Source organism: Paracoccaceae bacterium (assembly GCA_012103375.1).
Lineage (GTDB): Bacteria > Pseudomonadota > Alphaproteobacteria > Rhodobacterales > Rhodobacteraceae > WLWX01.
This window is the reverse complement of sequence record WLWX01000002.1, coordinates 1-10,825: the sequence shown is the minus strand read 5'-3', so window position 1 is coordinate 10,825 and position 10,825 is coordinate 1. Positions and strand designations below refer to the sequence as shown.

The 10,825-nt window shown below is 61.1% G+C and carries 13 protein-coding genes and 2 pseudogenes; 12 read left to right on the top strand and 3 right to left on the bottom strand.

Going from position 1 to position 10,825, the window contains the following annotated elements; all coding sequences use genetic code 11:
- The first annotated feature begins 308 nt into the window (after positions 1-308).
- The 10 genes and pseudogenes from GKR99_20535 to GKR99_20490 all read left to right on the top strand — a co-directional run bounded on the left by GKR99_20535 (position 309) and on the right by GKR99_20490 (position 7,882).
- Positions 309-2,045: a DEAD/DEAH box helicase gene (locus tag GKR99_20535; protein NKB29806.1), complete on the top strand. Its 1,737-nt coding sequence runs from the start codon at positions 309-311 to the stop codon at positions 2,043-2,045.
- Positions 2,042-2,266 carry a hypothetical protein gene (locus GKR99_20530; protein ID NKB29805.1) on the top strand — a complete coding sequence of 75 codons (225 nt, stop codon included), beginning with the start codon at positions 2,042-2,044 and terminating at the stop codon, positions 2,264-2,266. The genes GKR99_20535 and GKR99_20530 overlap by 4 nt, the downstream gene beginning before the upstream one ends.
- Complete coding sequence (locus GKR99_20525; GenBank protein NKB29804.1) at positions 2,266-3,243, top strand: hypothetical protein; 978 nt, start codon at positions 2,266-2,268, stop codon at positions 3,241-3,243. The genes GKR99_20530 and GKR99_20525 overlap by 1 nt, the downstream gene beginning before the upstream one ends.
- Positions 3,179-3,826 (top strand): hypothetical protein, encoded by a 648-nt coding sequence (locus GKR99_20520; GenBank protein NKB29803.1) that lies wholly within the window; start codon positions 3,179-3,181, stop codon positions 3,824-3,826. Before GKR99_20525 ends, GKR99_20520 begins: the two co-directional genes overlap by 65 nt.
- A 282-nt stretch (positions 3,827-4,108) precedes the next feature.
- Positions 4,109-4,546 carry a hypothetical protein gene (locus GKR99_20515; GenBank protein ID NKB29802.1) on the top strand — a complete coding sequence of 146 codons (438 nt, stop codon included), beginning with the start codon at positions 4,109-4,111 and terminating at the stop codon, positions 4,544-4,546.
- 390 nt (positions 4,547-4,936) lie between these two features.
- Positions 4,937-5,425, top strand: coding sequence for a hypothetical protein (locus GKR99_20510; GenBank protein ID NKB29801.1), 489 nt, complete (start codon positions 4,937-4,939; stop codon positions 5,423-5,425).
- On the top strand, positions 5,422-5,619 hold the full coding sequence (locus GKR99_20505; GenBank protein NKB29800.1) for a hypothetical protein: 198 nt from the start codon (positions 5,422-5,424) through the stop codon (positions 5,617-5,619). Before GKR99_20510 ends, GKR99_20505 begins: the two co-directional genes overlap by 4 nt.
- A complete protein-coding gene (locus GKR99_20500; protein NKB29799.1) occupies positions 5,612-5,992 on the top strand; it encodes a helix-turn-helix domain-containing protein in 381 nt (126 codons plus the stop codon). The genes GKR99_20505 and GKR99_20500 overlap by 8 nt, the downstream gene beginning before the upstream one ends.
- A 426-nt stretch (positions 5,993-6,418) precedes the next feature.
- Positions 6,419-7,676, top strand: a pseudogene (locus GKR99_20495) (DNA methylase).
- Positions 7,673-7,882: pseudogene (locus GKR99_20490) on the top strand (hypothetical protein). The pseudogenes GKR99_20495 and GKR99_20490 overlap by 4 nt, the downstream one beginning before the upstream one ends.
- A 92-nt stretch (positions 7,883-7,974) precedes the next feature.
- Here the strand turns inward: GKR99_20490 and GKR99_20485 are convergent.
- The 3 genes from GKR99_20485 to GKR99_20475 all read right to left on the bottom strand — a co-directional run bounded on the left by GKR99_20485 (position 7,975) and on the right by GKR99_20475 (position 8,801).
- Complete coding sequence (locus tag GKR99_20485) at positions 7,975-8,217, bottom strand: DUF3489 domain-containing protein (protein NKB29798.1); 243 nt, start codon at positions 8,215-8,217, stop codon at positions 7,975-7,977.
- 90 nt (positions 8,218-8,307) lie between these two features.
- Complete coding sequence (locus GKR99_20480) at positions 8,308-8,526, bottom strand: hypothetical protein (GenBank protein NKB29797.1); 219 nt, start codon at positions 8,524-8,526, stop codon at positions 8,308-8,310.
- Between the two features lie 5 nt (positions 8,527-8,531).
- Positions 8,532-8,801 carry a hypothetical protein gene (locus GKR99_20475; GenBank protein ID NKB29796.1) on the bottom strand — a complete coding sequence of 90 codons (270 nt, stop codon included), beginning with the start codon at positions 8,799-8,801 and terminating at the stop codon, positions 8,532-8,534.
- 111 nt (positions 8,802-8,912) lie between these two features.
- Here GKR99_20475 and GKR99_20470 point away from each other — a divergent pair, with 111 nt between their 5' ends.
- Both GKR99_20470 and GKR99_20465 read left to right on the top strand, forming a co-directional pair.
- Positions 8,913-9,473 carry a hypothetical protein gene (locus tag GKR99_20470; GenBank protein NKB29795.1) on the top strand — a complete coding sequence of 187 codons (561 nt, stop codon included), beginning with the start codon at positions 8,913-8,915 and terminating at the stop codon, positions 9,471-9,473.
- The coding region (locus GKR99_20465) for a phage terminase large subunit family protein (GenBank protein NKB29794.1) at positions 9,421-10,825 on the top strand (1,405 nt) is incomplete at its 3' end. The genes GKR99_20470 and GKR99_20465, both read left to right, overlap by 53 nt.

The following is a 10,825-nucleotide window of genomic DNA, read 5'->3' as shown; positions in this document are numbered from 1 at the left end:
ATCAGCGAGGACCCGGCTTGGTTTGAATGCCGTTTTTGCGATCACCACGCTGCCTGTCATGAGGGTGGCGGGGCCGCTGTGACCTGCCGTTCCTGTCTGCATTCGACGCCTGTCGATGGCGGATGGCACTGCGCGCGCCATGACAGAATGCTGGCGCCTTCTGAGCAGCGGGCCGCCTGCGGCAAACATCTTTTCATCCCCGATCTCGTGCCGGGTGAGGTCATCGATTCGGGAGACGACATTGTCACTTACCGTATGAACGATGGCACCTCCTGGTCAAATGACGCCCGCAATACGGAGGCCGCGCCATGCTGACCCTGCGCCCATACCAAGATACTGCGATCTCTTCGATCTACGACTATTTCCAGACCAACAAGGGTAACCCTCTGGTTGTCATTCCAACAGCCGGCGGCAAGTCGCTCGTCATGGCGTCCTTTATCGAAGGGGTGCTCAAGGCGTGGCCGGATCAGCGCATCCTGATCGTGACCCATGTGCGCGAGTTGATCGCCCAAAACCATGCCGAGATGATCGGGCTTTGGCCTGAGGCACCGGCAGGCATCTATTCGGCGGGCTTGGGGAAACGTGAGGCGCAGGCCCGCGTCTTGTTTGCTGGCATCCAATCAATCCATCGCCGCGCCCATGAGATCGGCCACACCGATCTGGTGTTGATTGATGAGGCCCATCTGATCCCGGGCAATGCCAGCACGATGTATCGGCGCTTTCTGGACGCTCTGCAGGCGATCAATCCTGCGCTGAAGGTGATTGGCCTCACCGCCACACCGTTTCGCACTGGCAGCGGCATGCTGCATGAGGGCAAGGACGCACTCTTCACAGACATTGCCTATGAAGCGCCGGTACGTGATCTCATTGATGCCGGCTATCTCAGCCCACTGGTGTCGAAACAGCCCAATACGCGGCTCGACGTCTCAAAGGTCGGCACACGTGCGGGCGACTTCATTGCCCGCGATCTGGCAGCCGCGGTCGATCAGGAAGCGACGACGCGGGCGGCCGTTGCCGAGATCATCACCCATGGAAAAGACCGCAAATCCTGGCTTGCTTTTTGCTCGGGCGTCGAGCACGCGCGCCATGTGGCTGAGGAGTTTGAGCGTCAAGGCATCACCTGCCGCACAATCTTCGGCGATACACCAAAGGACGAACGCGATGCCATCATCGCGGCCTTCAAGCGCGGTGAAATCCGCGCGCTGGCCTCAATGGGCGTGCTGACGACCGGGTTCAACGCGCCTGGCGTCGATCTTATCGCGTTGCTGCGTCCCACCAAATCCGCAGGGCTTTATGTCCAAATGGTCGGTCGCGGCACGCGGCTGGCTCCGGGCAAGGAAAACTGCCTGGTGCTCGACTTTGCGGGCAATGTGCGCCGCCACGGACCAATTGATCTTGTTCGCCCCAAACGCCCGGGCGATGGCGGGGGTGGGGATGCTCCCACAAAAGTCTGCCCCGAGTGCGACAGCATCATCGCGCTCTCGGCGACGGAATGCCCTGATTGTGGCTATGTCTTTCCAGCATGTGAGGTGAAGATCGCCCCCACAGCGGCCACGCTCCCGGTTCTGTCGCCGAAAGTTGAATGGCTGCCGGTCCATGGTGTGTCTTACAGCCGTCATGACAAACGCGGCGGGCTGCCCTCACTGAAGGTCACCTATAACTGCGGGCTGAAGTCCTACAACGAATGGGTCTGTGTCGAGCATCAGGGCTATGCGCGCCAGAAGGCGCTCGAGTGGTGGCGCAAGCGCGCGCCGGGCTACCCGATGCCGCGCACTGTCGACGATGCCATTGCGCAGGCGGGGCAACTGGCCCGGCCAACCGCGATCTCGGTGCGCCCGTCTGGCCGCTTTTTTGAAATCTCCGGCTACAGGTTTGATCCATGCGCCACATCAACTCCGGCATCTGCGCCGTCTGCCACCGGGAACCTCGCGGGTTTGGTTTGTTCAACCCGATATTCAAAGTCTCGGACAAGCGGCGGGACCAAAGCCGTAAACGCCTCTGTTCTCGCACCTGCCAGGACATCTGTCAGAGGAGGACAGGTATGATCGATCCCACCCCAAATGAAATGCAGGCCATGAGCGTTGGCGGCCAACATGGTGGCGAATACCTCGAGAGCATCGGCAAGTCGGACCTCTCCACGCTGACTGAGACCGAGTGGGATCGCTTCCTTGATGCGGTCATCACCGGATATTGTGACCAACTGCGTGCGCTGTCGGGCCAAGACCGAACACGGCTCGACGCCATGACCCCGGAGGTGCCGTTCTGATGGCTGAGACATCGTATATGGCGCGGTTTGGCGCGCGGCTGGTCACCAATGGCTATGGCATCCTGCCAATCGGCCCAGGCACCAAAAAGCCCGGCCAGTTCAAGCGGGGCGCTTGGGCGGACTACCCCGAGTGGAACCGGCATACCGAACGCCCGACCACGGAGGTAGAGGTGACGACATGGGCGGCGTGGCCCGAGTGTGGCATCGGGCTTGTCGGCGGCGCGGTTGCGGCTGTCGATATAGACGTCGTTGAGGATGCGGAACTGGCGCTCCGGATCGAGCAACTGGCGCGTGAACGGCTGGGGGATACGCCCGCTTTGCGCATCGGCAAGGCGCCTAAACGGATGCTGATTTATCGCACAGCGACCCCTTTCCGGGGCATCAAACATCATCCGCTGGAGGTGCTTTGCTTCGGCCAGCAGTTCGTGGCCTACGCCAACCACCCGGACACGGGCGCGCCCTATGCCTGGCCAGAGGAAGGATTGGCTGATCTCGATATCATGGAGCTGCCTGAAATCACCGCAGAGATGGCACGCGCCTTTCTCGATGAGGCCTATGCGCTGTTGCCCGAGGACTTGCGTCAACGTGGCCTCGCGACAGGATCAACAGGCACGGAGCACCTGCAGGCCCACAGCCAAATGGGGACATTGCCGGCCATTGAGGCTGCGCTGAAATGGCTGCCAAATGCAGAGTTGGATTATGACAGCTGGGTGCGGATTGGCATGGCGCTGAAGGGAGCGCTTGGTGACGCCGGGGGCGATATCTTTGCCGGCTGGTCAGCGCAGGCGGCCAAGGATGTGCCTGCGGTGACCGCTAAGGCCTGGGCCAGTTTCAAACCGGACCGGATTGGCGCGGGCACGATCTATCACCTGGCCATGGAGCGCGGCTGGCAGCCGGGAGGCGATCTGCGCCTTGATGGGGCCACTGTTTCCAGCGGCGGGGCTGCTGTCCAAGCTCGGAGAGCAGTCCGAGGGTGATGAAGAACCAACGGCTACCTCGCCATCCACGCTCGTCATACCGGATGGATTAGTTGGTGATCTGACCGATTACATGCTGTCGACGGCCCGGCGTCCTCAGCCGTTGTTATCGCTTGGCGCTAGCCTCTGCGCGATTGGTGCGCTCATGGGGCGGCAGTATCGCACCGAGAGCAACCTGCGCTCGAACCTGTATGTCGTGGGCATTGCGGATAGCGGATCAGGCAAAAACCACGCCCGCGAAATCATCAACGAGGTCTTTTTTGAGGCTGGTCTCGCCCATCATCTCGGGGGCAACAAGATCGCCTCCGGCGCGGGGCTTTTGACCGCGCTGCATCGCCAGCCTGCGATCCTCTTCCAGATCGATGAGTTTGGCATGTTCCTGGCAGCGGCGGCCGACCGGCGGCGCAGTCCGCGCCATATCACTGAAATCCTCGACAACATGACCGAGCTATACACGGCGGCGGGCGGGGTATTCCTCGGTGCGGAATATGCGGAAATAGCAAACGTGATTGATGGCTCAAACGAGGGCGGGGGGATATCGTACAACCCTGTCTTTGCGTCTCTTGGCCGGAAGACGCCTTGAACTTCTGGGGCGCGCTGCAGGGGCAACTGTGGTCGATGGATCGCTTGCGCGTTTTCTGACCTGCCAGGACGAGGATTACCGGACGAAGAAAATCGACGTTGGCATCCGCCAGGCACCGCCAGCGCTGATCCACGGAATGCAAGGGAGTGGGACGCTGGGGGTGGGCCACCAGAAGGCAACTAATTGCGGGCAAACGGCTGATCAGAATACGACAGAAATCAAATCCGATTCATCGTCCAGACCGAGGAGGCCCGTGCGCGTTTCAAAGCGCTGAGCGCCGAATTGACGGGGGAGTTGCGGGCGGCAGCCGGGACGGCTTTCACGGCGATCCTGGCGCGCATTGGGGAGAACGCATTGAAGCTTGCATTGATCGTCGCGGTCGGGCGCGATCCGACAAACCCTGGGATCGACCTCTCGGCCGCAGATTGGGCCATTGATTTTGTGCGCCATTATGCGCGGCGAACCATGGAGGCTGTTGAGCGCCATGTCGCGGACACCGAGACAGAAGCGCATTTGAAGCGGTTGAAGGAGATCATCCGGGCGGCAGGAGCGAAAGGCATCGCCAAATCCGAAATCACGCGCGCCTCACAATGGCTCAAGTCGCGTGACCGTGATGAGAACCTGCTGACCTTGATCGAAAGCGGGGATGTCACGACCGGCATGCGCGGCTCATCGACCAAGCAGGCCATGGTGTACAGGTTGGCGCGGTTTGGCGGGTGACGGGAGATCCTTCAAACCCACTGAAGCTGATTTTGAAGCAGGCATTGGGAATAACACCATGAGTTAAAACGGAAAAATAAAATCCTTCAAATCCTTCAATCTTTCAAGAGGACCCCTTATCCCTATACGCGTACGCGCGCGTTTAAACATTAGGAGAGAGGTACCTATTGAAATATTGAATAATTGAAAGATTATATATTATGCATACAGGACAACGACTTAGGGGCGGAAATCTTTCAAGAGCCTTCCCTGAATGTTTTGAAAGATTTGCCGGGCGGCCTCGTCGCCCTGCGCCTTACCTGACCAGACCACCCTTCGGGGCCTGGCGAGACCGCAGCCTTCACCGGCCAGCCCTCTCGCCTTGCTCATCAAATCGAAGAGGAGGTCTGCATGACCCAACCCAAACAAACCCCGCGCTGCATACTAGCGCTCGATCTGGGCACGACCACCGGCTGGGCCATCCGTGACTTTGATTGCCTGATCACCAGCGGCACCGCCAGCTTCAAGCCCGGCCGCTACGATGGCGGTGGTATGCGCTATCTGCGGTTCACCAACTGGCTAACGGAACTTGATCGGCTGTCTGGACCGATTGCAACGATCTGGTTCGAAGAAGTTCGCCGCCACGCTGGTACTGACGCAGCCCATGTTTATGGAGGCCTCATGGCCTCACTGACCAGTTGGGGCGAGCTGAGGGGCATTCCCTATGAGGGCGTGCCGGTGGGCACGATCAAGCATCACGCCACCGGCAAGGGCAACGCCAACAAGGACGCCATGATCGCCGCCGCACGGGCGCGTGGGTTCAGCCCCGCTGATGACAATGAGGCAGATGCTATCGCCATCCTGCACTGGGCCATTGAGACCCGGGGAGGTGTGGCATGAGGTTTACCCCCAAAGGCTATGGCGGACACCGCCGTGATCCCGATCAGGTCAAACGGGACGGTTGGCACGAACAGGGTGTGCTGGCTGTCAGCATCGACGATCAGCGCCTGACCTGGCCGGAACGTGAATTGGTCGAGCAATTAGGCACAAAACTCTATGGGCCACGCCCCGTTGGGGAGGTGCGCCATGGGTGAGAAAAAGACATGGACCGCCGACGATGTCGCGGATCATTTCGAAGAAGCGTTCCGCACGCTGCGCAAGCTGCCAGCGGTCAAGGCAAAGGGGTACTTCAACGCCTGGCCTGACATCGCGCGGACCAGCCGTGAGATCGCTGCGATGGAGCCGCAGCCTATGCGGGTCTGGCCGTCGGCGGCGTCGATCACACGGCTTGAGCAGACCTTCGATTGGGTGCTTTGGATTGACGAGGCCGAGCGCAGGCTGATCTGGTCTCGGGCGGCGCGTGTGCCTTGGAAGCAGATCAGCGGTGAACTTGGCGTTGACCGCACGACGGCATGGCGCAAGCACAAGCTCGCATTGACCAAGATCGCGTCGCGCCTGAATGTCTGAACGACTCCAATATGTTGCAACACTTTTGTGTTCGACACATGCAACAGTTTCGTGCTATCCGTAGGGCATAATGGGGAGAGTGCGTTGGAAGACGGCTCTCCCCGTTTTTGTTGGTGGACACTTCGCTGGCTTCTGGTTTCCAGCCAGGGGTCCAGCTGGCATCCAGCGCACTAACCCACTGAATTCGCGGGTCCTTCCTGGCCCCAAACGTATACGGGGGGGCGAGGCGCGCAATATCGCTAGTGACAGGGCTGGTTTTTTGGGAAGCCACCCCAGCGTGTATCCACCCGTGATCTGACAAAAACCACAATTAAACAAACCCTTGGAGCTGGATGCCTTCGCCGCCGCTGGACCCTTCGTGGAGTCCAAGCTGGTTGTTTGTATCCGGAGTCCAGGGGTCCACCCCATTGAGGCGAGCTGAACATTATGACCCTGAGCTTTGCCCCCGACGCAATCGAGACTTGGCCGATTGCCAAGCTCCAGCCTTATGCGAAGAACGCAAAGATGCATGGCGCGGATCAGGTCGCAAAGATCGCGGCCAGCATGGCCGAGTTTGGCTGGACCGTTCCTTGCCTGGTCGCGGACGACGGAGAATTGATCGCAGGCCACGGCCGTGTGCTTGCCGCCACACAGCTGGGGCTGCTTGAGGCCCCCGTGATCGTGCTGGGACATCTGACCGAAGCACAGCGTCGGGCCTACCGGATTGCGGACAACAAACTGACGGAACTAGGGTCCTGGGATGAAGCGTTGCTATCGGCTGAGTTGAACGACCTGCTGGCAGAGGACTACGATCTCTCGCTCATCGGCTTCGATGACGCTGAACTCGAAGCGCTGTTGGCCGGAGACGTTGATCCTGAAACAGCCTCCCGCGAGGGCGAGGACGATGTTCCCGAGGCCCCCGAGACCCCAATCAGCCGCCCTGGCGATCTCTGGTTGCTCGGCAAGCATCGGTTGCTCTGCGGTGACGCGACCGTGGCCACCGATGTCGAGCTTCTGCTCGGTGATGTGAAGCCGCAGCTGATGGTGACCGATCCGCCTTACGGCGTCGACTATGATCCCGGCTGGCGCAACAAGGCAGGAGCCGCGGCCACAAAGCGCACCGGCAAGGTGCTAAATGATGACCGCGCTGACTGGCGCGAGGCTTGGGCGCTCTTCCCTGGCGATGTGGCCTATGTCTGGCATGGCGCGCTGCATGCGACCTGATCCGCGCCATGCATCTTTGCGTTCTTCGCATAAGGCTGGAGCTTGGCAATCGGCCAAGGATCGGCTGGTGCTGAGCCGCGGTGATTATCACTGGCAGCACGAACCGTGCCTTTATGCGGTGAAGAAAACCGGCAAGGGCCACTGGGCGGGCGACCGCAAACAAACGACGCTATGGCAGATCGCGAACAAGGATCAGGACGTGGAAACCGTACACGGCACCCAGAAGCCCGTCGAATGTATGCGCCGTCCGATCCTGAACAATTCCAGTCCGGGCCAAGCTGTCTACGAGCCTTTTATGGGCTCGGGCACTACGCTAATCGCGGCGGAAACCACGGGGCGGGTCTGCTACGGGATTGAACTTAATCCGGCGTATGTCGATGTGGCTGTTCAACGGTGGCAGCAGTTTACTGGCAAGCACGCTGTTCTTGAAGGCGCCGGGACCAGTTTTGATGATCTGCGCTCAGAGCGGGGTAGCCAATGAAGCAATCCCGTCTGATGTCATTTTGTGAAGCGATTGCGAATGTCACGGTTGGCTACGGCGTCGCTGTGCTGACGCAGATCCTGATCTTCCCGATGTTTGGGCTGCACACGACGCTGGCGCAGAACTTGCAAATGGGGGCGGTCTTTACCGTCGTCAGCATCGTGCGGTCCTATGTCCTGCGGCGGGTCTTCGAGGCAATCCGGGTCCGATCAACAAAGCCGCCGCTCCAGACAAGCGACGGCTCTGTTCGCGCAAGACTCCCTTACCGCCGCGACTTCGGCGGTGCAGCGGCGCGGGATCAGTCTTCGATACGATAGACGCGTCCGCGCGCATCCACCATTTCCGAGGTGATAGCGAGGCCAAGCTTTTTCTTGAGCGCGCCGGACATGGCGCCGCGCACCGTATGCGATTGCCACTCGGTGGCAGCGGTGATCTCTTCGATGGTCGCACCTTCGGGCCGACGCAGGAGGTCAATCACGATCTGCTGCTTGGTCGGGTGCGGGGCCGTCGCGGTTGTTTTCGGTGTGGATTTCTGAGCCATAAGTGTCTCCAGTATTTGAGGATCGCGACATGCGTCCTTCTACCGAGACAGGCCCCGCGAGTGCGGGGCGTATCTTGAGGTCTGTGCAGTTCAGACCAGACCGATGTCTTTCAGACAGGCGGCTGCGTCGATCAGTTGATTGGTGGGCACCTCGATGGTGATCGTCATGCTGTCGGCGTAGGCGCGAACATAAACGCCACCGTCGTCCATCAAGGCGCATTCGATCTCGTCAAGGACTACGCTGATGCGGCTGCGATCGAATTGATCGGGCAGTTTTCGAATTGCGATACGAATTGTGCTGGTTTCCATGGCGCTTACTCCGCGTGCTCGCCTTCACTGAAGGCGCTGTCGGTGATGCGCTTCAGCAAGCTGGCGTAATGCTCAAGGGTGCCAACATGGCCCCAGTTGATTTCGTCGGGGTGGCAGTTGAAGTGCTCGTCGCTGAGGCTCTGAAGCCGGGCGAGCATGTTGTCGATCTCGGCTTTCTTGCCAAGGAAGGCGTTGATCGCAGCTTCGCGGTTCCGCGCAGCCTTCTCGGCGCGCAGTTGGTGGCGGGGTGTGGTGATCGGGTTCAGGCGGGTCATCTTGGTGGCTCCGTTGTGAGTTGCATCGTTCTCTTGAGATCACGTTCGCTCTGGTGCGGAGGCTTATCAACTACATAAGCACATGATTTTAAATGATAATCGGAGCGCGCCATGGAGGGTCTGAGCGAGCGCCAATACGCCGCCCGCGTCGGCCTCTCGCGCGGGGCAATCCAGAAGGCCAAGGCGACGGGGCGGCTGGTTCTACACGCCGATGGCAGCATTGACGCGGCAGCCAGCGATGCTCTGCGCGCGGAGGCGACCGACCCGTCCAAAACTCGCAAGGCACCGAAGCCGAAACTCAAACCGGTCCCGGAGGCGGCGGTTTCCGCCGTGGGCGAAACGTTGCGCGAACAGGGAATGGCCGCACCTCCCGTCGGCAGTGGCACCACGTTTCTGCAGGCCAAGACGGCCAATGAAGTGCTGAAGGCGCAGGAGCGCCGTCTCCGGCTGCATAAGCTGAAGGGCGAGTTGATCGACCGGGCGCGTGCTCTGTCGCTGGTGTTTCGGCTGGCGCGGCAGGAGCGTGACGTTTGGGTCAACTGGCCCGCGCGTGCGGCGGCGTTGATGGCGGCCGATCTGGGTGTGGAGCCCGCCGCGATGCAGAAGATTCTGGAGAAACATGTCCGTGCCCAGCTCGACGATCTTGCCGAGGTCAAACCCGATCTCCGGTGAGGACGACTTCGACGGCGCGGTGGAAATCCTGCGCGCCTGGGGCGCAGGCCTCACGCCGGATCCGGACCTGACGGTTTCGGAATGGGCAGATCGGCACAGGATGTTGTCAGGGCGTGCCTCGGCCGAACCGGGCCGGTATCGCACGGCGCGCACGCCTTACATGGGCGAAATCATGGACCGGCTGTCGCCCGGCGACCCGACACAGCGGATCGTGTTCATGAAGGCGGCGCAGGTCGGCGCGACCGAGGCCGGCAACAACTGGATTGGGTTCGCTATCCACCAAGCGCCGGGGCCGATGCTGGCCGTCCAGCCGACGGTGGAACTGGCGAAACGGAACTCGAGGCAACGGATTGATCCACTGATTGATGAAAGTCCGGAACTGCGGGAACGGGTAAAACCGGCCCGGTCGCGCGACGCGGGCAATACGATGCTGTCCAAGGAATTCGCGGGCGGTATCCTGATCATGACCGGGGCAAACTCGGCCGTGGGGCTGCGCTCGACCCCGGCGCGCTACATTTTCCTCGACGAGGTCGATGCCTATCCGGCGTCCGCCGACGATGAGGGTGATCCGGTTACGCTAGCGGAAGCGCGTTCGCTGACCTTCGCCCACCGGCGCAAGGTGTTCTTGGTCTCAACCCCGACCATTCGCGGGATGAGCCGGATTGAACGGGACTATGAGGCCAGTGATCAGCGCCGGTTTTTCGTCCCATGCCCGCATTGTGGCGCGATGCAGTGGCTTAAATTCGAACGACTGCGCTGGCAGAAGGGACAGCCGGAAACGGCGGAATATCATTGTGAGGACTGTGAGACGCCCATCGCGGACCACAACAAGACGGCCATGCTGGAGGCTGGCGAATGGCGACCGACCGCCACGGCGGCCGATCCCAACACGGTCGGCTACCACCTCTCCGCGCTCTATTCACCCATCGGCTGGCTCAGCTGGGAGCGGATCGTGCGGGCGTGGGATGCGGCGCAAGGATCGGACGAAGCGATCAAGGCCTTCCGCAACACGATCCTCGGCGAGACCTGGGTCGAAACCGGCGAAGCGCCGGATTGGCAGCGGCTCTACGACCGGCGCGAGCACTGGAAACCGGGCATTGTGCCTGCGGGCGGGCTGTTCCTGACCGCTGGGGCCGACGTCCAGAAAGACCGGATCGAAGTCGATGTCTGGGCCTGGGGCCGTGGGCTGGAAAGCTGGCTGCTCGATCACATCGTGATCGAGGGCGGCCCCGACCGGCATGAGGCCTGGGGCGACCTGACCGAACTGCTCGGCCGGACGTGGCCGCACGAGCGTGGCGCGCATCTGAAGATCGCGCGGCTTGCCATCGACACTGGCTATGAGGCCCCGGCGG